19 protein-coding genes are annotated in these 21,094 nt (G+C 62.5%); 7 read left to right on the top strand and 12 right to left on the bottom strand.

From position 1 onward, the window contains the following. Positions 1-86: 86 nt before the first annotated feature. The 4 genes from AWB82_RS37555 (at position 87) to queF (ending at position 3,755) form a co-directional block, all read left to right on the top strand. Positions 87-260, top strand: coding sequence for a hypothetical protein (locus AWB82_RS37555; RefSeq protein WP_159462550.1), 174 nt, complete (start codon positions 87-89; stop codon positions 258-260). 229 nt (positions 261-489) lie between these two features. Continuing rightward, entirely contained in the window at positions 490-2,013 is a 1,524-nt protein-coding gene (gene ilvA / locus AWB82_RS01720; protein WP_086965239.1) for a threonine ammonia-lyase, biosynthetic, read from the top strand. Between the two features lie 6 nt (positions 2,014-2,019). Further along, complete coding sequence (locus AWB82_RS01715) at positions 2,020-2,934, top strand: 5'-nucleotidase (RefSeq protein WP_086965237.1); 915 nt, start codon at positions 2,020-2,022, stop codon at positions 2,932-2,934. Continuing rightward, positions 2,931-3,755 (top strand): NADPH-dependent 7-cyano-7-deazaguanine reductase QueF, encoded by an 825-nt coding sequence (queF, locus tag AWB82_RS01710; RefSeq protein WP_086965235.1) that lies wholly within the window; start codon positions 2,931-2,933, stop codon positions 3,753-3,755. The genes AWB82_RS01715 and queF overlap by 4 nt, the downstream gene beginning before the upstream one ends. A 43-nt stretch (positions 3,756-3,798) precedes the next feature. Here queF and AWB82_RS01705 read toward each other — a convergent pair whose 3' ends face one another. The 3 genes from AWB82_RS01705 to AWB82_RS01695 are packed head-to-tail and all read right to left on the bottom strand — an operon-like array spanning position 3,799 to position 6,588. Further along, a complete protein-coding gene (locus AWB82_RS01705; RefSeq protein ID WP_086965233.1) occupies positions 3,799-4,179 on the bottom strand; it encodes a RidA family protein in 381 nt (126 codons plus the stop codon). A gap of 34 nt (positions 4,180-4,213) precedes the next feature. Further along, positions 4,214-5,698: an N-acyl-D-amino-acid deacylase family protein gene (locus tag AWB82_RS01700; protein ID WP_086965231.1), complete on the bottom strand. Its 1,485-nt coding sequence runs from the start codon at positions 5,696-5,698 to the stop codon at positions 4,214-4,216. 2 nt (positions 5,699-5,700) lie between these two features. Then, positions 5,701-6,588: a MurR/RpiR family transcriptional regulator gene (locus tag AWB82_RS01695; protein ID WP_086965229.1), complete on the bottom strand. Its 888-nt coding sequence runs from the start codon at positions 6,586-6,588 to the stop codon at positions 5,701-5,703. Between the two features lie 146 nt (positions 6,589-6,734). Here AWB82_RS01695 and AWB82_RS01690 point away from each other — a divergent pair, with 146 nt between their 5' ends. Further along, on the top strand, positions 6,735-8,009 hold the full coding sequence (locus tag AWB82_RS01690) for an amino acid deaminase (RefSeq protein ID WP_086965587.1): 1,275 nt from the start codon (positions 6,735-6,737) through the stop codon (positions 8,007-8,009). On the opposite strand, the gene AWB82_RS01685 is transcribed toward AWB82_RS01690, so the two are convergent. Both AWB82_RS01685 and AWB82_RS01680 read right to left on the bottom strand, forming a co-directional pair. After that, positions 8,006-8,473 (bottom strand): MarR family winged helix-turn-helix transcriptional regulator, encoded by a 468-nt coding sequence (locus tag AWB82_RS01685; RefSeq protein WP_086965227.1) that lies wholly within the window; start codon positions 8,471-8,473, stop codon positions 8,006-8,008. The two genes, AWB82_RS01690 and AWB82_RS01685, sit on opposite strands and share 4 nt — an antisense overlap. 16 nt (positions 8,474-8,489) lie before the next feature. Continuing rightward, entirely contained in the window at positions 8,490-10,085 is a 1,596-nt protein-coding gene (locus AWB82_RS01680) for an MFS transporter (RefSeq protein WP_086965225.1), read from the bottom strand. A 106-nt stretch (positions 10,086-10,191) separates the two neighbouring features. On the opposite strand from AWB82_RS01680, the gene AWB82_RS01675 reads away from it, so the two are divergent. Then, complete coding sequence (locus tag AWB82_RS01675) at positions 10,192-11,040, top strand: EcsC family protein (RefSeq protein WP_086965223.1); 849 nt, start codon at positions 10,192-10,194, stop codon at positions 11,038-11,040. On the opposite strand, the gene AWB82_RS01670 is transcribed toward AWB82_RS01675, so the two are convergent. The 3 genes from AWB82_RS01670 to AWB82_RS01660 form a co-directional block, all read right to left on the bottom strand. After that, the gene (locus tag AWB82_RS01670; RefSeq protein WP_086965221.1) at positions 11,010-11,954 is read right to left on the bottom strand and encodes an alpha/beta hydrolase; all 945 of its coding nucleotides are present in this window, start codon (positions 11,952-11,954) and stop codon (positions 11,010-11,012) included. The two genes, AWB82_RS01675 and AWB82_RS01670, sit on opposite strands and share 31 nt — an antisense overlap. 12 nt (positions 11,955-11,966) lie before the next feature. Beyond that, positions 11,967-12,344 carry a CHRD domain-containing protein gene (locus AWB82_RS01665; RefSeq protein ID WP_407642966.1) on the bottom strand — a complete coding sequence of 126 codons (378 nt, stop codon included), beginning with the start codon at positions 12,342-12,344 and terminating at the stop codon, positions 11,967-11,969. 243 nt (positions 12,345-12,587) lie between these two features. Further along, positions 12,588-13,793 (bottom strand): porin, encoded by a 1,206-nt coding sequence (locus tag AWB82_RS01660; protein ID WP_086965217.1) that lies wholly within the window; start codon positions 13,791-13,793, stop codon positions 12,588-12,590. Positions 13,794-14,233: 440 nt separating this feature from the next. On the opposite strand from AWB82_RS01660, the gene AWB82_RS01655 reads away from it, so the two are divergent. After that, a complete protein-coding gene (locus AWB82_RS01655) occupies positions 14,234-15,169 on the top strand; it encodes a LysR family transcriptional regulator (protein ID WP_086965215.1) in 936 nt (311 codons plus the stop codon). Between the two features lie 25 nt (positions 15,170-15,194). Here AWB82_RS01655 and AWB82_RS01650 read toward each other — a convergent pair whose 3' ends face one another. The 4 genes from AWB82_RS01650 to AWB82_RS01635 all read right to left on the bottom strand — a co-directional run bounded on the left by AWB82_RS01650 (position 15,195) and on the right by AWB82_RS01635 (position 20,908). Next, a complete protein-coding gene (locus AWB82_RS01650) occupies positions 15,195-18,335 on the bottom strand; it encodes an ATP-binding protein (protein WP_086965585.1) in 3,141 nt (1,046 codons plus the stop codon). A gap of 367 nt (positions 18,336-18,702) precedes the next feature. After that, positions 18,703-19,353 carry a response regulator gene (locus tag AWB82_RS01645; protein ID WP_086965213.1) on the bottom strand — a complete coding sequence of 217 codons (651 nt, stop codon included), beginning with the start codon at positions 19,351-19,353 and terminating at the stop codon, positions 18,703-18,705. 113 nt (positions 19,354-19,466) lie between these two features. Beyond that, a complete protein-coding gene (locus AWB82_RS01640; protein WP_235023135.1) occupies positions 19,467-20,186 on the bottom strand; it encodes a response regulator transcription factor in 720 nt (239 codons plus the stop codon). An 86-nt stretch (positions 20,187-20,272) separates the two neighbouring features. Beyond that, positions 20,273-20,908 carry a response regulator transcription factor gene (locus AWB82_RS01635; protein ID WP_086965584.1) on the bottom strand — a complete coding sequence of 212 codons (636 nt, stop codon included), beginning with the start codon at positions 20,906-20,908 and terminating at the stop codon, positions 20,273-20,275. Between the last annotated feature and the right edge of the window lie 186 nt (positions 20,909-21,094).

Here is a 21,094-nt window from a genome sequence, read left to right as displayed (position 1 = left end):
CGGTTCGGTATGCCGGCGCTCGCGCTATGAAAAGCGGAAAGGCCGACGATGCGCGTGGGGGCGCAAATTTTCGAATGAAACTTGTCTTGGCGAAGGCCGCCGGGCTCGTCACGGCGCCTTCGGTGTGCCCTGGATCAACGCCACGATCGCGCGTGACGCGCATGCCTTTCTGCCGCGGGATGCGACTCGCGGGAAACATGCGCCAGAAAATCGATCCGAAGCTGCCGGTGCATCTGCCGATCCTGATTGCTGATTCGTAAAAAGAAATTCTAACCCATCGCAGAGGCGCGCGTTCGCGGGCGCTAGCAGCGAGAAGGGGCTTTTGCGAGCGAATTCGCGACGCGTTAATGTCATTTTCGACGCTTTTTTGCACGACCGTCCGGACGGTCGAAACGCACTGCGCGCCCGGAAAACGCGCAGTTGGCGCTATCATTGACGCTTTCGCCCTCAAAAACCCGCGCGCACCGCTGCCGCGTGACGATTCCTCGCATGACACATCCCGACTACCTGAAAAAAGTGCTGACCGCGCGTGTGTACGACGTCGCGCGCGAAAGCGAGCTCGAACCCGCGCGCAACCTGTCCGCGCGCCTGCACAACCCGGTGTTCCTCAAGCGCGAGGACAATCAGCCGGTTTTCTCGTTCAAGATTCGCGGCGCCTACAACAAGATGGCGAACCTGCCCGCCGATGTGCTCGCGCGCGGCGTGATCACGGCGTCGGCGGGCAATCACGCGCAGGGCGTCGCGTTGTCGGCGGCGCGCCTCGGCTGCCGCGCGGTCATCGCCGTGCCAACGACGACGCCGCAAGTGAAGATCGACGCGATTCGCACGCACGGCGGCCCGACGGTCGAAGTGGTGCTCGCCGGCGAGTCGTACAGCGACGCCTACGCGCGCGCCGTGCAGCTTCAGGAAGAGCGCGGCCTGACCTTCGTGCATCCGTTCGACGATCCGGACGTGATCGCCGGACAAGGCACGGTGGCGATGGAAATTTTGCGCCAGCATCAGGGCCCGATCCACGCGGTCTTCTGCCCGATCGGCGGCGGCGGACTGGCTGCGGGCGTCGCGGCGTACATCAAGGCGGTGCGCCCCGAGATCAAGGTGATCGGCGTGCAGACCGAGGATTCCTGCGCGATGGCGAAGTCCATCGCGGCGGGCGAGCGCGTCACGTTGAGCGAAGTCGGCCTGTTCTCGGACGGCACCGCGGTGAAGCTCGTCGGCGAGGAAACGTTCCGCCTCTGCAACGAGTTGCTCGATGAAGTCATCACCGTCGATACCGATGCGCTCTGCGCGGCGATCAAGGACGTGTTTCAGGACACGCGTTCCGTGCTCGAACCGGCCGGCTCGCTCGCCGTCGCGGGCGCGAAGCTGTATGCGGAGCGCGAAGGCATCGAAGGCAAGACGCTCATCGCGGTAACTTCCGGCGCGAACATGAACTTCGACCGCATGCGCTTCGTCGCGGAGCGCGCGGAAGTCGGCGAAGCGCGCGAGGCCGTGTTCGCCGTGACGATTCCCGAGGAACGCGGCAGCTTCCGGCGCTTTTGCGAGCTGGTCGGCACACGCAGCGTGACGGAGTTCAACTACCGCATCGCCGATGAAAAAGCCGCGCATATCTTCGTCGGCGTGCAGATCAAGGCGCGCAAGGAAACGGCGCAGATGATGTCGGCGTTCATCGAGCACGGTTTCGCGACGGTGGATTTGTCGCACGATGAACTCTCGAAGCAGCACATCCGCTATATGGTCGGCGGACATTCGCCGCTCGCGCGCGACGAGCGTCTGCTGCGCTTCGAATTCCCGGAACGCCCGGGCGCGCTGATGAAGTTCCTTTCGTCGATGGCGCCGGACTGGAACATCAGCCTGTTCCACTATCGGAATCAGGGCGCGGACTACAGCTCGATTCTCGTCGGCATTCAGGTGCCGCAGTCGGACAACGCTGAGTTCGAGCGCTTTCTCGCGACGCTCGGCTATCCGTGGTGGGACGAAGGCGCGAATCCCGTCTACAAGCTTTTTCTGGCGTAGGAAGCAATGCCGAAGTTCACGCTCGAAGACAAGCTCGTCGTCGCGATTTCGTCGCGCGCGCTGTTCGATTTCGAGGAAGAGAATCGCGTCTTCGAAACCGGCGATCTCGCGCAATACGAAGCGTTGCAACGCTCCCGGCTGGACGAATCCGCGAAACCGGGCGTCGCGTTCGGGCTGATCCGCAAGCTGCTCGCGTTGAATGCGGATGAACAGCGCGTCGAAGTCGTGATCCTGTCGCGCAGCGATCCGATCAGCGGCTTGCGCGCGTTTCATTCGTGCCGCGAACATGGCCTCGCGATCGAGCGCGGCGTGTTCACGCGCGGCCGCTCGCCGTTCGCGTATTTGAAGCCGTTGCGCGCGTCGCTGTTTTTGTCGGCGAATCCGGACGATGTGCGCGACGCGCTCGCCGCCGGCTTTCCCGCCGCGCGCGTTTTGCCGGAAACGCCGCGCGCCGCGAGCCGTAACGCGGACGAGATTCGCATCGCGTTCGATGGCGACGCCGTGCTCTTTTCCGACGAAGCCGAGCGCGTGTTTCAGAGCGAGGGTTTGCGCGCGTTCGTTGGGCACGAGACGGATAAACGCCAGTCGCCGCTTCCCGGTGGTCCGCTCAAACCGCTGCTCGCGGCTTTGAACAAGCTTCAACGCATCGCCGACGACAGCGCGAGCAAATCGTCGATGCATATCCGCACGGCGCTCGTCACCGCGCGCTCCGCGCCCGCGCACGAACGCGCGATCCGCACGCTGATGGCCTGGGACATCGAGATCGACGAAGCGATGTTCCTCGGCGGACTCGACAAGGGCGAATTCCTGCGCGAATTCGAGCCCGACTTTTTCTTCGACGATCAAATTCGCCACTGCGAATCCGCTCGCGTCGTCACGGCGACGGGGCATGTTCTCAGCGGCATATCGAACGCATCATGACACCCGATCAATCTCCGCTCGGCAAGCCCGTCCACTACACCGAACAGTACGATGCGTCGTTGCTGTTTCCGATCGACCGCAAGCGCGCGCGCGACGCGATCGCCGTGCCCGAACGCCTGCCGTTCTTCGGCACGGATATCTGGAACGCATACGAGCTTTCGTGGCTGAACAAACGCGGCAAGCCGCAGATCGCGGTCGCGACGTTCTTCGTGCCGGCAGATTCGCCGAATATCGTGGAGTCGAAGTCGTTCAAGCTCTACCTCGGCTCGTTCGCGCAGACGCAGTTCGATTCGATCGATGACGTGCGCGCCGCCATCAAGCGCGATGTGTCCGCCGTGTGCGGCGCGACGGTTTCGGTGCAGCTCGCGGCGCCCGCCGATTTCGGCAAGCTCGCGATGGAAGAGTTCGATGGTTTGTCGCTCGACCGGCTCGATCTCGATTGCGACGTGTTCTCGCCCGATCCTTCGCTCTTGAAAGCCACGCACGACGAGGCGCCGGTCGATGAGACGCTGTTTTCGAATCTGTTGAAATCGAATTGCCCCGTGACGGGACAGCCGGATTGGGGCAGCGTGCAAATCCGCTATTACGGCGGGCAGATCGATCACGCGGGGTTGCTGCGGTATATCGTTTCTTTCCGCGAACATACGGGCTTTCATGAACAATGCGTCGAGCGCATGTTCATGGACATCATGCGGGAATGCAAACCGGAACGGCTCGCGGTGTATGCGCGCTATACGCGGCGCGGCGGGCTGGATATCAACCCGTTTAGAACGAACTTCAATTTGCCGATGCCGGATAATGCGAGATTGGCGCGGCAGTGAATGACGCGGCTCCGCTTCCCACGAATCAGAGCCGCAATCGCATTTACGCCTTCTTATAAGCCACGCAGTCCACTTCGACCTTGCAGTCGATCACCATCGACGACACGACACACGCGCGCGCCGGCGGATTCGCGCCGAAGTACTCCTTGAACACCTTGTTGAACGACGCGAAATCGCGCGGATCGTCCAGCCACACGCCGCAGCGCACGACGTGCTCGGTGCCGTAGCCCGCTTCCTTCAGAATCGCGATCACGTTCTGAATCGCCTTGTGCGTTTGTTCGACGATACCGCCGTTGATCACCTCGCCGTTTTCCATCGGCGTCTGACCCGATACGAACAGCCAGCCATCGGCCTCGACCGCGCGCGCGAACGGCATATGCGCGCCGCCTTGTCCCTTGCCACCTTCCACACCATAACGCTTCATCTTTCCAACTCCTTTTCCTGACTCAAACCCGTTCTCAAAACGCGCCCTGCGCATCCAGTTTCGATGCCGAACCGCGCGCCACAAAACGTCCCGCGCGCGCGCCGGTCACGGCTTGCTCGCGATACGTCAAAACGCCATTCACCCACACCGCGTCGATGCCGTCCGCCGCCTGCTGCGGCTCGGCGAACGTCGCGGCATCGCGCACGCGCTCCGGATCGAACACGACCAGATCCGCGTAATAACCGACCTTCACTTCGCCACGCTCCGTCAAGCCGAACCGTCGCGCCGACAAACTCGTCATCTTGCGCACCGCTTCTTCGAGTGGGATCAGCGCCGTGTCGCGCGCATAGTGGCCGAGCACGCGCGGAAACGCGCCCCACAAGCGCGGATGCGGCAGCGGATCGTTCGGCAAGCCGTCCGAACCCACCATCGTCGCGGGATGCGAGAGGATGCGCCGCACGTCGTCTTCCGACATGTTGTGATACACCGCGCCCGCCGGTTGCAGACGCTTACCCGCTTCCTGTTGCGTCACCTTCCATTCATCGGCGACTTCGCGGATCAGCTTGCCCGCCATCTCCGGATGCGGCGTCGACCACGTGATCGTGATGTCGATGTCGCCCGTCACCTGCTTCAGATCCAGCGTCGACGAACTGCGGTTATACGGATAACAGTCGCAGCCGACCGGCTGACCGTCGCGCGTCGCTTCGATCGACTTCAGCACTTCCGTGCTGCGCCCCCAGTTCGACGGCCCCGCGCACTTCAGATGCGAAATCACCACCGGCACGCGCGCATGACGCCCGACGCGATACGCCTCGTCCATCGCGTCGAGAATCGCGTCGAACTCGGTGCGCATGTGAGTCGTGTAGAGCGCGCCCGCTTTCGCGAGCGGTTCCGCGAGCGCCTGCAATTCCTCGGGCGGCGCGTTGAACGCCGATCCATACGCAAGCCCGCTCGACAATCCGAGTGCGCCGTTGTTCAGCGCCTCTTCGAGTTGCGCGCGCATTCCGGCGATTTCATCCGGACTGGCGCCACGATCCAGCCGGTCCATATGATTGTTGCGCAGCGCCGTATGGCCGATCAGCGCGCCGACATTCACCGTCGGACGCGCCTCGTTCACCGCGTCGACATACGCCGCGAAGGTCGGATATTTGAACGCGGCGGCGTCGCCGAGCAGGTTCATCGGATCGGGCGGATCGCCCTTGAGCGTCACCGGCGACGCGCTGATCCCGCAATTGCCGACAATCACTGTCGTTACACCCTGCGTGATCTTCGGCATCATCTGCGGCGAACGAATCACGTGCGTGTCGTCGTGCGTATGAACGTCGATGAAACCGGGCGCGAGCACGCGGCCTTGCGCGTCGAACGTTTGGTCGGCGCTCCAGCCCGCCAAACCGCCCGGCGCCTCGATCGCGACGATGCGCCCGTCGCGCACGGCGACATCGCGTTCCACGGCGGGCGCGCCCGTGCCGTCGATCACGCGCGCGCCGACGATCAGCGTGTCGGCCTTCAACGATTCCATGATCAGTCTCCCAGGGGTTGACGCTCGCCGCCGCCGCGATGCGAATCGAGCGCGTGCTTCATGCGGCGCAACAGTTCGCGGCTGTGGTCGGCCTGCTTGACGGCCAGTTCGGTGACGAGCAAATCGAGCGCCATCATCATCGCGTAGCGCGACGACGACGGCTTGTAGATGAAGTCCGTTTCGATCGCGATGACCGGAATCAACCAGTCCGCGAGCGCGCCGAGCGGCGACGCAGGCGCGGTCAGCGCGATCACGCGAGCGCCGTACTGTTTCGCGAGCCGGCAGCTTTCGACGATTTCGGGCGTCTGCCCCGTCACCGAAAGCGCGACCACGACATGCTCCTTCGACAACGTCGACGCCACCATGCGCTGCAGCAGCCCGTCCTGATACGACGCGACCGGCCGCCCGAGCCGCACGAGGCGAAAACGCATTTCGTCCGCAAGTGCGGTCGAGCCGCCGCCCATGCCGAACGCGTAGATCATCGAAGCCTGCGCGAGCGCATCGGCCGCCTGCGCGATGGGCGCGGCGGCGAGCGCGCCCTGATTCTGCGCGAGCGTCGCCTGCACTTCTTCGAAAATGCGCGCGGCGAGCGAATCGGGCACGGCATCCGGATCGCGCCTGAAAAAGCGCTGCCCGACGCCCGCCGCCTGCGCGAGCCGCAGCTTCAGTTCGCGCACGTCCTCGCAGCCGACCGCTTTCGCGAAACGCGTGACGGTCGCGACGCTGACTTCGGCTTTGTCCGCCAGCGCGCCGATGCTCGCGCGCGACGCGCTCACGATGTCGTCGAGAATCAGCGCGGCGACCTTGCGCTCGGCCCCGCGCAACTCGGGCGCGCGCTCCGCGATGCGTGCGACGATATCGAAACTGAGCGTGTCGGCGTGGCCGTTCATGATGGTTGCGAGGGTTTACGAGAAGCCTATGTTACTAAATAACATTTCCTTCCCGGATGCTACTTTGATTAACATAACACCGTCAACCTTGACGCACCTCGGATCGCGCACAGGGTTTATTTAAACGGACGATGGAGTGGCAGCACATGAAAGTTACAAACTATCAGAACGCGACGATCGACCCGTTCGGCAAGGGTCTCGGCATGGTGCCGGGCACGAGCATCCAGTTGAACGACGCGTCGCGCCTGCAATGGAGTCTGCTCGAAGAGGACGTGAGCCTGCCCGCCGCCGTGCTCTATTCCGATCGCATCGAACACAATCTGAAGTGGATGCAGGCGTTCGTCGGCGAGTACGGCGTGAAGCTCGCGCCGCACGGCAAGACGACGATGGCGCCGCAACTCTTTCGCCGCCAGCTCGACGCCGGCGCGTGGGGCATCACGCTCGCGACCGCGCATCAGGTGCGCGCGGCGTACCGCGGCGGCGTGCATCGCATCCTGATGGCGAATCAGCTCGTCGGCAAACGCAACATGGGCATGATCGCCGAGCTGCTGACGGACGCGAGTTTCGAGTTTTTCTGTCTGGTCGATTCAGCCGATGGCGTCGATCAGCTTGGCGAATTCTTCAGCTCGGTGCGCAAGAAGCTGAACGTGCTGATCGAGCTCGGCGTGCCGGGCGGACGCACCGGCGTGCGTGACGACGCGCAGCGCGATGCGGTCCTCGCCGCGATCGCGCGCTGGCAGGGCACGATCGAACTCGCGGGCATCGAGTTGTACGAAGGCGTGCTGCAGGACGAAACGAAGGTGCGCGACTTCCTGAAAAGCGCAGTCGATGTCACGCGCAAGCTGATCGGCGAAGGCAAGATCGCGCGCAAGCCGGCGATTCTCTCGGGCGCGGGATCGGCCTGGTACGACGTCGTCGCCGATGAGTTCGCGAAGGCGAACAGCGATGCGATCGAGGTCGTGCTGCGCCCGGGCTGCTATCTGACGCACGACGTCGGCATCTACAAGAAAGCGCAGAACGAGATTTTCGCGCGCAATCCGATCGCGAAAAAGATGGGGCAAGGTCTGAAGCCCGCGCTGCAATTGTGGGCTTACGTGCAGTCGATTCCGGAACCGGATCGCGCGATCATCGGGCTCGGCAAGCGGGATTCCGCCTTCGATGCCGGCATGCCGGAGCCGGCGAAGCACTATCGTCCGGGCAACGAAGCGCCGCGCGATGTGTCGCCCGACGAAGGCTGGGAAATCTTCGGCCTGATGGATCAGCACGCGTATCTGCGTATCAAGCCGGGCGACGACGTGAAAGTCGGCGACATGATCGCGTTCGATATCTCGCACCCGTGTCTGACCTTCGACAAGTGGCGTCAGATTCTCGTCGTCGATCCGAAGTATCGCGTCACCGAAGTGATCGAAACGTTCTTTTAAGCCTTCACCTCGACGGCGGCCAAAGCGGCATTCGCGGCCGCCACTTGCTGGATGCGTCCCTCGAACATGTGCAGCGCGCTCGACAAGGCCTCGATGGCCTCGTCGGGCAACGAAGCCAACGTGTCGCGCAGGAACGCATTGCGTCGCGGCAAACCTTCTTCGGCGATGCTGCGCCCTTGCGCCGTCAGCGCGACGTTCGATACGCGATTGTCGCGCGCGTCGACGCTGCGCACGATCCAGCCCAGTCCTTCCAGCGTCTTCAGTTGACGCGTCAGCGCGCCCGGGTCCACCTTCAAACGCTCGACGAGCCGCTTTTGCGACAACACGCCCGCGTGCTCATGCAACGCGAGCAGGATGCGCCAACGCGGCATCGGCTGACCGACGGCGACCTCGAAGGCCGACATGAACGCGCGATATGTGCGCCCGAATTGCTGCACCACGGCGATACGGTCCTGTTCATTCATGCTTCGATTTCCCTGATCATTCGGCGAGGATGACCGGCTCTTGCGGCCCTTTCAGGCGCACCGGCGGCACGCGTCGCGACTGCCACAACGACACCACCGCGACCACCGCCGCCAGCGCGAGCCCGATGTGAATCGCGGCCACGAGCGCCTCGCGCGCGGCTTCGAGCAGCATCGCGCCGTCATGGCCCGCCGCGCCCAGTTGCGAAAGCAGCGCCTCTTGACCTTCGCGATTGATGAGGATTTGCGGATCGGAGAGATCGCCGGCCCAACGCATCGCGTGATCTTTTTCGAGCGCGAGATTCACGCCGCTCGCATAGAGATGGGCGATGAGCGTGCCGGTGAGCGCCGTGCCGATCATCCCGCCGATCATGCGCAGCGATTGCAGCAGCGCGGTCGCGATACCGAGATGCGCGCGGCCCGCGGTCTGCTGCGCGAACACGGTGAGATTCGGCATCACGAAACCGAGGCCGAGTCCGCCAAGCAGCATGATCACGAGCAGCAGCGAGCGCGGCATGTTGTGCGTCGCGACGACGATGCCCAGACACGACACGGCGAGCAACGCGAAACCGCCGTAGAGCATCAGATTGGCGTTTTTCAGGCGCGTGACGATGCGCCCGTTCACGATGCTCCCGATCGTGATGAACACGACGAGCGGCGTGATCATCATGCCCGCGTCTTTCGGCGACATCCCGAAGCCGCCCTGGAACAGCAGCGGCGCGTAGAAGAGCAGCGAGAACATGGTGAAGCCGCCGAGAATCGCAAGCGTGAAGAGCGCGGCGAGCGCCTTGTTGCGAAACATATCGACGGGCAGGATCGCGTATTCGCAGCGCATTTCCCACTTCCACAGCGCAAACCCGGCGGCGACGCTCATCGCGAGCACCGCGACGGTTTCTGCGCCGAAGCCGTGCTTCGGCAGCATTTCGACGAACAATTGCAGCGCGCCGAGCGCCACCGCGATCAGCACGGCTCCGGGCCAGTCGAGACGCATCTTGCCTTCGTGCTCGACGTGCCGCAGATGCGGCAGGAAACGCCACACGAAATAGAGCGACACGATACCGACCGGCAAATTGACGTAGAACACCGAGCGCCAGCCGTAATATTGCGTGAGAATGCCGCCGAGCGACGGCCCGACCGCATTCGCGATGCCGAACGCGGAGCTCATCAGCACTTGCCAGCGCAGGCGCACGACGTTGTCGGGAAAGAGATCGGCGATGCACGCGAACGCCGTGCCGACGAGCATCCCGCCGCCGATGCCCTGCAGCCCGCGCGCGAGCACGAGGAACATCATGCTGTTGGCGCGCCCACACAGCACGGAGGCGACGGTGAACACGACGATCGACGCGATCACGAACGGCTTGCGGCCGTAGTAATCGCCGAGCCGACCAAAAATCGGCACGGTGACGACGGAAGTCAGAAGATACGACGTGGCGACCCACGCGTAGAGATCGAAGCCCTTGAGTTCGGCGACGATCGTCGGAAGCGCGGTGCCGACGACGGTCTGATCGAGCGCGACGAGCATCGCGACGAACGAAATGCCCAGCATCGCCATGAGCGATTCGCGGAACGGCAGAACCTGTCCGCTGGAATGATGCTCGGCTGTGTGAACGGCCATCTTTTGTAGGCGCAATGATTGACTAGTCAACGGAAATAGAATCATAGCACGGGCGCACACTCTAATTCTGCGTGTTCACTCACCTTTCCCCGGATAGAACCAACGCATGGAACCGACGCCGATCATCACCTCGCCGCTCACGACCGAAGATTTCGCGGCCTTGGCGCACGCGAAGGAATTGCTGGAAAGCCCGTCGCTCACGATGAAGCTGGCGAGCGTCGTCGGCGCGCCCATCGAGAAGCTGATGGGCCGCCTGCCGGCCGCCGCGCAGGTAAAAGTCGACGACGCGACGCAGCTCGCGCTGAAGAAAAGTCTTCAGGTCGCGTTGCGCACGCTCGGCAAAAGCGCGCCGTCCAACTCGCTACTCGCGCCGCCTCCCGACAAGCCGCACAACCTGATGCACAAACTCGCCGTCGCGACGACCGGCGCGGCGGGCGGCGCATTCGGATTGTTCGCGCTGCCGGTCGAGTTGCCGGTCACGACCACGCTGATGTTCCGCTCGATCTGCGACATCGCGCGCAGTGAAGGCGAGGACGTGCATCGCGTGGAAGCGCAATTGCAATGCATGATGGTGCTCGGCATGGGCGGCGCCAAGGCCAGCGACGACAACGCCGATCTCGGCTATTTCATCGTGCGCGGCGCGCTCGCGCAGTCGGTGTCGCGCGCGACGAACGAGATCGCCGCCAAGGGATTGAGCAGTCATGGCTCGACGGCGCTGCTCAAGTTCCTGCAGACGATCGCTTCGCGGTTTTCGGTGCAGGTCAGCGAGCAGGTCGCGGCCAAATCGATTCCGGCGATCGGCGCGGTGCTCGGCGCGATGGTCAACACCGTGTTCATCGACCATTTTCAGCAGATGGCGCATGGGCACTTCACCGTGCGCAGGCTGGAGCGGCGATACGGCGCGTCGGCCGTCGAGCGCGCTTATCAGACGATCGAGGTCCTCGGCGGGCGATGAGTCTGCGACGCCGATGTCGCCGCCTCGATGAACACGGCGGCGCGCGCGAGCGCGTCGCGCGCCTCGGGCATGAACGGCGTCCAGATCTGAAAGATGTGCGGAACATTGCGCCAGATTTCCAGCTCGACGCGCACGCCGGCCGCGCGCGCTTTGGTCGCCACGCGAGCGGCGTCGTCGAGCAGCAGTTCCGTGTCACCGACCTGAATGAACAAGGGCGGCAAACCTTCGAAGTCGCCGAACACGGGCGACGCGTAGGGATTGCGCGCGTCCGCCGTGCCGAGATACTGCGCGGCCACTTTCGGAAACACGGACGCGCGATACATCGGATCGCGGCCGTCGTTGGTGCGCATCGACTCGCCCGTGCAGGTCAGATCCGTCCACGGCGAGAAGAGTACGGCCGCGGCCGGAAGCGGATCGCCGGCATCGCGCAGAGCGAGAAGCGTCGCGAGCGCGAGGCCGCCGCCGGCCGAATCGCCCGCGATGACGATCGACTGTCCGGGCACATCGTTTTCAAGCAGCCGACGGTATGCCGCGACGCTATCGTCGAGCGCCGCAGGAAAGCGATGCTCGGGCGCAAGCCGGTAGTCCAGCGAGAAAACGCTGGCGTTCGCGCGGGTCGCCAATCCGAACGTAATCGCTCGATGACTGCGTGGAGAACAAAAGTAAAAACCGCCGCCATGAAGGTAGAGAACCGTTACGCGTGGCGGCGTCGGTGGCGTGAGCCATTCGCCGCGCAACGGGGCGTCGCCGCTCGTCTCGCGGATGTCGAGCCGCCAGCCTTTTGGCACGCGCGGCGTCCAGAGCCGGCGCGAAGCATAGCGGCGCGCGAGTTCGACATCGAGCGTGGGCTTCGCGCTGTGCGGGCGCATGCGTCTGCTGACGACCCAGCACGCGAAGGCACTTTGCCAACTCATCGGCGGCCGACGTCAATCGGCAGGCACCACCTGACCGCGTAGCTCGCCGGTCGGGTTCTCCTGCGTGTGAATGTTGAAATACCACTGACCTGCCATGAGATCGGTTACTTGCGGGTCGGTCAGCGTGGCTTGTCCTTTCATCGGGCTCGCGAGCGCTTTCTTGTCGACGGGCACTTGAACCTTGGCGTTCTGTCCGACCGGCGCGGGACCGTGGAAATGCGCCATCGTCACCGGCCCGGACAACTCCGCGTAAGTCGCGGTCCAGGTGAGCACTTTGGTGTCGGTGTCGAAGGTGGCGTCGAGGATGCCATGTCCTTTGCTCACGCGCGGCGGGACTTCGCTCGAAGGCTGGAGGTTTGCTTTCAGCGCGACTGTATCGGCATGCGCCATGCTCGCGGCGAGCGTCGTGAGGATCAGAACGGCTATCCAGCGGACATGTGGTCTGCATGTCGAGATCATTTTTGCTCTCCTGTTTGGCGGACAGGGCGTCTTTTGGGACGATGGCCGCCTCGCCATGGTAGAGCATCCGAATGCGGGGTGCATTTCGCCTCGCTGAAGTGGACGCCAATGCGAAAAGGGCGCCTTGCGGCGCCCTTCTCTAACTAGCTAAAGCTCGGTACTGCCTACACCACTTTAGAAGCGGTGACGGATACCGGTGTTGACCAACACTTGACGGTTGCTCGACGACGGACCGAATGCACCGTTGTTGTTGGCAATGGAAGCATACATCGGGGCGCCATCTGCTCCGCCGCCGGCGATCTGAGCCACGGCTTCGACGTGGAAGTCCGTACGCTTGGACAACGCGTACTCGGCCTGCAGACCGAACTGGTGGAAGTGGACCGACTCGGTCGGCTGATCGAACTGGGTGGTAGCCTTACCGAACGAGTACGTGTATGCAGCGCCCAGTGCCAGAGCCGGGGTCAGCGCATAACGGCCGTTGACTTCAACGTTGTTGATGTGCGCCGACTGGTTGTGGATCAGGGCGTCACCCGAATCGTTGTCCATGCGCGATTGCGTCCACAATGCGCCGAAGGTCATCGCGTCATACGAGTAGCTGGCGCCCGCGCCGAACGTGCGCTGACGCTGCGAAGCAATCGACACCGGGACGCCTTGTGAACCGATCGGGCGGAACTCGTTTGCGAACTGGTCGTTCGTCACCGAGCCGTTACCGTTGGTGATCGAGTTCACGCCGTTTGCTTGCATATATGCAGCACCGACCTTGAGCGGGCCATTCGCATAGCCTGCGCCAAACGAGTACGCGCGATTGTTGCTGAAGCCGCCAGCCTGGTTCGAGAAGCCGTACATGCCGCTGAACGAGAAGCCGGCGTAGTCCGCGCTCCTGTACTTGACAGCGTTAGCGATGCTGAAGTCGCTGTTCAAGTTATCGTTGCCGGCGAAGTGGCCGAAGTACGTGCCGCCCCAAGTGCCTGCGGCGCTCAACGGAGCGAGGTAGTCAACGACGCCATCGTACTGACGACCCAGGGTCACCGTGCCGTATTGCGACGACAGACCCACGAATGCCTGGCGGCCGAACATACCGTTCGACTCGCGGCCGTTATTGAGGTCGAAACCGCTTTCCAAAGTGAAGATAGCCTTCAAACCGCCACCCAGGTCCTCGGCACCACGCAGGCCCCAACGGCTTTCCTGCTCGTTACCGCTGGTCAGAGCGTGCAGATTCGACTTCCTGACGGGGTCGTTCAAAGGATTGGCGACGTTGTTCACGAACGTGAAACCCGTATCGAGCAAACCATACAGCGTGACACTGCTTTGCGCGTTGGCAGCGCCTGCGAACGATGCGGCCAAAGCTGCGATGGCCGTGACGATTAGATTCTTTTTCATACGTGTTCCTTTGCTGAGCCGTAAGGCTCGATGGGTTGCTTCAGGCCGAACGTCCGTTGAGTTCCGACTCGCGTACTCGCTCGTCTTGTCCAGCACCGATATTCGGCAGGACAAAGTTTATTGCCCGGTCTTTTTGAGAAGCCGACAAAGGAAGCACAAAAGCCTTTTCGAATAATTCGAAAGGTTTAATTTCAGGATGAATTAATGCTTACGTGGCATAGACTTACGTGCCGTTTGATTCGCGCTTCCCGCTCGTGCCCACAGGCTTCAGTTGCATTCATGCCACAGTGGTCACACCGCGACACCTGTCTCAGATCAGAACGCTCCGATTCCCCGGCATCTCATCGCACACTAAGATCGCGCACGCGAGGCGGCTTTCCAACCGCTTTCATCAATTCGCATATCAAAGCGTTCAAAAGCGCTTCTCACCTGAGCTTTCAATGAATCAACTTCAAGCGATGCGCGTCTTTCTGAAGGTGGCGGAAACCGAATCGTTCGGCCGCGCCGCCACCGCGCTGGATCTCTCCAACGCCGTAATAACACGCTACGTCTCGTTGCTCGAAGCGCATCTCAACACGCGCCTGCTGAACCGGACGACGCGCAGCGTCTCGCTAACCGAGGCCGGGCGCGCCTACGCAGATGGCTGCCGTGCGGTGCTTGAGCAGATCGAGGTAATCGAAGCATCGGTGGGGAACAGTTCGGTCGATCCTTCGGGTTCGCTCAAGCTCGTGGCCGCGGCGTCGTTTTCAATGCTTAGACTCACGCCAATGCTGGTCGGATTTCGTGAGCTATACCCGAAAGTGAAGCTGCGCCTGACGCTACTGCATCGCCCGGTCGATCTCGTCGCGGAAGGCTTCGACGTCGGCATCGTCGTGCCGCATCTCGTCAACAGCGGCACGCTGATCAACCGCCCGCTGGTCAGCGTTGCGGCGACGCTCGTCGCAGCGCCGGCCTACCTTGCGCGGCGTCACGCGCCCGCCCGGCCCACGTCGCTGACATCGCACGAGTTTCTCGCGCCGTCCGCGGACATACATGGGTCGACCTGGTCTTTCATCGGACCGTCGGGCGAGACGGAAACCGTCGAGCTCGATCCGACCTACATCGTGAACAGTTCGCACATGTTGAGGCAAGCGGCGCTTTGCGGAATGGGAATCGCAGTGCTGCCCGAGAGCTACGTGGCGCAAGATGTCGAGGCAGGTTTGCTTGTGCGTCTGTTGCCGGGCTATACGCTCAAGGATGCGAATAAGGAAGTATCGATCGTCTATCCCGGACGCCGGCATGTGTCGGCCAAGACGCGCTGTTTCGTGGATTTCGCGCTCGCCTATTTCCGCGATCGCGAACTCGCCGATGCGAATCCCGCGGCGCTTGCGGAATAAGAACGAACGCGAACGCATCGCGCGATTAATGAATGGCGGCGCCTTGCGCGTGAATACGCTCGACGAGTTGTTCGCATCGCGCGAGCAGAGCAAGTCCATCGCGATGGCGCACGTCGCGCGATTTCACGTGCAGATCGCGACGAAAATCCTCCAGTGCGCCAAGCAGCGGCCGATACTGCAACACGCTGGCCGCCCCGGTGACACGATGATGCCAATCGCGCAGATCATCGACCGTACCGCGATCGAGCAATCGCCGAAGCGCCACGAGATCGTCGCGGAACGACGACACGAACGCGTCCAGCAACGCCTTCACGGTGGCTTCGCTGCCCCACAGTTTCGCCATTGCGTCCAGATCGAGTTCGTCATCGTCGCGAGGCGGCACGATGGTCTCTTGCGCCGACTGCGCAGCGGACTCGGATGCGGGGTGATTGCTCACCCACCAGCGGTTCAGATGCTCACGCAAGGTGGCGAGCCGGGTGGGTTTCACGAGACAGTCATCCATGCCCGCCTCGCGGCACTTGCTCAACTCCTCGGGCGCCGTGCTTGCCGTGATGCCGAGAATCGGCAGGCGGCGCGCCGTGCCGGTTTCATTCGACCGGATGCGGCGCGCCAGTTCGTAGCCGGTCATGTTCGGCATGTGGCAGTCGGTAATCAGGAAGCCATAGCGCGTGTGGGCCAGCGCCGCGAACGCTTCGGCGCCATCGTGCACGACGTCGCAGGCGAAGCCCAGCAGCGAAAGCTGATTTCGGATCAGTTCCTGGTTCACCGGATGATCCTCGGCGACGAGCACGAGCTTGCCGCTGCGCAGGGCGGCTTCCCGCTCGGGCGCCGCCATCTTCTTTTCGCGGGAAAGCGTAGCGCCCGATGCGACTTGCGGCATGCCCGTTAATGCGGCGACGCAGGCCGCGCCGAGGCCGCGCCATGAAATCGGATTGACGCTCACGCGGATATCGTCTTCGAGAATGCGGTATCCGGTCGGCTTCGGCTTCTCGGTTACGTGAATCACACGCGAACTCAGCGGCGAAGCACGCGTGTGCGTATCGCTCAGAAAGACGATCTCGATGTCTTCGAGCGATTCGTGTTCCGATTGCGCGAGTTCGTCGGCCGTGCAGCGTTGCAATCGCAGACCGAGCGCCTCGCCATAGTGCATGAGCGCCGCCGCCACGCGGTCGTCCTCGATCGCCACGACGCCTCGCTTGCCGCGCAATCCATCGATCTGATAGTTCAAGGTCTCGATGGGCATCGTGAGACGAACGGTCATCGCCGTGCCGACGCCAATCGCGCTTTCCAGACTCATCGCGCCGCCCATCAACTCGACGAGACGATTGCAGATCGTCAGCCCGAGTCCGGTGCCGCCGAAGCGCCGCGTCGTGGAAGTCTCCGCCTGCATGAACGGCTCGAAGAGGCTCCGTTGAGCCTCCGGCGCAATTCCGATGCCGGTGTCTTTCACGCACAGTTCGATCACTTGCGCCGACTCGGTTTGCTCGACTGCGCGCACGTTGAGCGTGACATCGCCCTTGATCGTGAACTTGATCGCGTTGCTCATCAGATTGAAAAGAACCTGCCTGAGCCGCACGCTGTCGCCTTTGACTGTCGCGGCCACTTCCGGCGCCACGTCGACACGCACGCGCAGGCCCTTTTCATGCGCCCTTGCGGCGAGCAGGCCGACCGCGCCGTCAACGAGCTCGCGCAAATCGATCGGCGTCGACTCGATTGTCAGCCGGCCGGCCTCGATCTTCGAATAGTCGAGAAGGTCGTCCAGGATTTGCAAGAGCGCGCTCGCGGAATCCTGGATCATGCCGAGCATCTGCGACTGGTCGGGATTGAGCGGCGTATTTTCGAGTACTTCGACAAGACCGAGCACGCCGTTCATCGGCGTGCGGATTTCGTGACTCATCATCGCCAGGAAGTCGTCCTTCGTGCGCGATGCGGCTTCGGCGGCATCGCGCGCGCGCGCCAGCTCGTCGGAGCGGGCATGCTCCACGCTCGCGTCGGCCCAATAGCCGCTCCAGACCACGGCGCCGTCGTCTTCAGTGTGAGCGACGAGATCCGCGCGAATCCAGCGGTGAACGCCTTCCACCGTCGAGCGAAACTCGGTATGCAGCGGTTCGAGCGTTCTGGCCGAGGCTTCGATTTCCGCAAGCAGACGAGCGCTGTCTTCGTCGTGGACGTGTGTCAGCGCGTGAATCGGATCGCCGGTCAGGGCGACGACGTCCAGACCCAGCAACTGCCGGGTATCGCCGCCGATGTAGGGAAGGCTGTACGCGCCGTCGCTCGCACGGCGCAACTGGAACACGACCGCGGGCAGCGATCGCGTCACGTCGTGAAGACGCCGCTCGGTCTGCCGCGCGTGCATTTCGGCGTCGCGAATATCCGTGATGTCGATCATCGTGCCGACGACGCCCGCCCGCTCCCCGTTCGACGCGTTGAACGCGCCCGTCCAGAAAAGGCCGTAGCGCGGGTGACCGCGGTCGCCGGCAAACTCCGCTTCGACTTCCTGACGTTGACCGGTAATAAGCGTCTTGTGAGTCAACTCGTGAAGCAGGCGGCTATGCGTGTCGCCCCACGCCGTCGCATCGAGACTCGTGCGCCCGAGAACGTCTTCGCGCCTCACGTCGAGCGCTTCCTCGAAGGCGCGATTCACCGCGACGTAGCGGTTTTGCATGTCTTTCGCGACAAGCGGATACGGCACCACCTCCATCATGGTTTGCTGGAAGCTGAGTTGCGTAGCGAGACGCTGCTCGGTCTCCATGCGCCGGGCCATCTCCTGCTGCAATCGGACAAACGCGCGCAGCGTCACGAACAACACGGCCACAACGCCGATGAGCGCGGGCAGCAGACGCAACGCCGGTATGTTCCAGGTCGTCGATGCCTGCGCCTCGGCTCGCTCGAACGCCCGACGGACCAACAGATCGAGCGGCTGCGGCTCGGAATGCATCGCATATTGAGAGGTTCCGGGCGCGCTCGGCGCGACGACCTTTTCGATTTCGCGATGTTGAAACGCCGATGTAGCCTCAGGCCCGTCGTTGAATCGCTTCGGTTCGAAGGTGACGCCGAGCGACTTCCCGATCTTTGCAAGCGCGACGTCCGTCGTTTGAAGCGACTGATCCGAGGCGTCTCCCGCCGCTTCGATCACACTGACGACGACCGGCTTCAACGCGCGCAAATAACCGCGCTCGGGCTCATCGAGCCTGAAGGCGGTTTGGAGGGCGCTGGTAGCTTGGACACGCGGTTCGGCCGCATGACTGGACGCTGGCGCAATCAGGTTGAAAAGAAGCGAAAGCGAACAAAGCGCGAGCAAAAATCTCAAATCGAACCCCTCGGATGCGAGCCGGCGCGTGCAACGACCGTTTCGCCGACTGAGCAAGACCATGAGGACGCCAATCCACAGCTTTATACGGCGGAGTGTCCCCGCGCTTCGTACTTGCCTATCGAGCGCAAAGGTCTTAAGTCTGACGCGCTACGCATCGGGATCGAATCAGAACCGTCCCAATTTGCTCCGAAGGTTGAAGATCGACGACCGCCACGCCGCTTCAGACCAGGCCGACCTGCTGAAGGTAGGCGACCAACTCCTCTTCGCTATCGAGTCCCAGCTTGCGCATGCCGGCACGCTTCTGTGTGGCGATCGTCTTGCGGCTTCGCCCGAAGCGCTCCGCGATCTCGTGAACGAGCAAGCCGCGCGCGTAGAGTTGGAACACCTCCCATTCGCGTCGGCTCAACACGCCCGCGCGCGCCGCCGACGTAGCCGGCAAACGGCTCACCGCCTCCTCCACGCATGGCGAAAGGAAGCAGCCGCCCGCTTCCGCCACGGCTATCGCGTCGCGCAAGCATTCGATGCCGTCGCGCTTGTCGACCACGCCGTCCATGCCGAGCTGAACGAGGCCGGCCAGCATTCGCGTCTGAGAGATCATCGTGAGCACGATTACCTTCGGCCGGTTTTCCTGCCAGGACAAACGCTTGAGAAAAGCGATCGAACTGCTTTCCCCGTCGATGCCGCGCATGCCAATGTCCGAGAACACAAGGTCACACGGCGTGGTATCGATCGCTTCGGCAAGCTCCAGCGTGTCTCGGGCGGTGGCGACCACGCGTATCGCGCCGTCTCGTTCCAGGAAGCTTTGAATACCCTTGACGACGACTGGATGGTCGTCCGCAACGATGGCTCGTTTCGGCATTTTTGTTTTCATTCTTTTGTGCGCTCTGTGGAGATCGTCCGGCACGCAACAGTCGTCGAATGGACTGCGCGTTGTCTCCATGCCGGCCTCTGGAGATTGCGCGGCGTGCACGCTGGTCGATGTGTCTAGATCAAGCCTCTGTCCGCGATAAATCGATACAAGTCGGCGTCTGTGGATAGATCGAGCTTTCGCATGGCCGCGCATTTTTGTGCGCTGATGGTCTTCACGCTACGGTCGAGTTCCTTTGCAATCTCGGTGACGTTCGCGCCTCGCGCATAGCGCTCGATTACTTCCAGTTCGCGGGTCGTGAGCCTCTGGCGAAGAAACCGCGCGTGCCCTTCGGAATCCGCGAGCGCCAGCGTGCGGCGTATAGCCGGCCCAAGGTAAGTCTCATTGGCGATGACCGAAACAATGGCGACGTAAATCAGCTCAAGCCGGTCCTCCTTGCTCAGGAATGCATGGGCTCCCGCTTCAAGCGCCCGTTTGACGAGCGCGGCGTCGTCGCTGCGCGACATGACGATGATGCGAACCTTGGGATACAGATTCGCGACATGCTCGATCAGTTCGATGCCGTCACCGTAGCGGCCGCCCGGCATGAAGTAGTCGAGGATGACGACATCGCACTCGCCGCGAGCGAGCGACTCTTCGAGCTGTGTCGAATTCGCGTGACGACTCACCACCTCTACATTAGGAAAATTCCCGGCAAGCCGCTCGATTGCCAGGATGACGAGTGGATGGTCATCCGCTATCGCCAGCCTCATCCGTTTAGCGTGCGAGAACACCTGGCTCTCGTTCCTGAACTTCATTGGCTCAGACCCCTTCCCGTCCTGCGGACTCGAATTCACATTAAAAAATAGACACTCAAGCATCGGGCATCGAATGATTTAGATACATAAGATGCATCTGAAACTAATTTCTCAAACCCTGATAATTATCCTAAACCGCGCGCGCGAACGAACGCGAATAGCCCCGGATCGTTTCTTACTCCGAGCTTATTCATCGCCTCGCGTTTCTGCCGGCTGATGGTGCGGACATCGCGATCGAGTTCTTGCGCGATTTCCGAAATCGAATGACCTTTGGCAAACAGACGGACGACTTCGATCTCTCGCAGCGAGAGATTTGGCCCCTCGGAAGCGAACTCCGTTTCCGTGCCCGCCTCCGCAAGCGCGGCGACGAACGAGGCGCTCACGAAGCGACGTCCGACGCTCGCATGTCTCACGGCGGTCGCCACGAGTTCGATCGGCTCGGCCTTGTTGACGAGGCTCATCGCGCCGGCATTCAAGATGGAACGCAAGATCGCGACGTTGCTTACGCTGGTGAGCACCACAATGCAGATGTTCGCGAAATCCTGCCGCACCCGGCGAATGAGACGAAGGCCGTCATTCGCGTCCATGCCCGGCTCGGGCATGGCGAAGTCCGTGACGAGCACATCGCACCGCTTGATCGCAAGTTCCGCCAGCAAAGTGCTCGCGCTATTCGCCTCACCGACGACTTCCAGTCCATCGGCGGCGGAAAAAATGGCTCTCATCCCTAGGAGAACGAAAGGATGATCGTCAGCCAATACTATTCGAAGCTTCAACAGGCCCCCCGGTTATTGTTGGTCTTGGCGATTCGCTTGGGGGAGCAACAACGCGCGACGGATTAATCCGAGGCGGCATGATTGACTACGCTTTTTTGCCTCTTTTGAATTCAGAGTGGGTGTTTGTGCGGGTCAAGGGCGGGCGGGAGCCCGGCGCAGCGAACCCTTGAGGCG

The sequence above is a fragment of the Caballeronia glebae genome, from assembly GCF_001545035.1.
Classification (GTDB): Bacteria; Pseudomonadota; Gammaproteobacteria; order Burkholderiales; family Burkholderiaceae; genus Caballeronia; species Caballeronia glebae.
The sequence above is the reverse complement of the archived record's forward strand: the minus strand, read 5'-3'. Positions and strand labels throughout refer to the sequence as shown.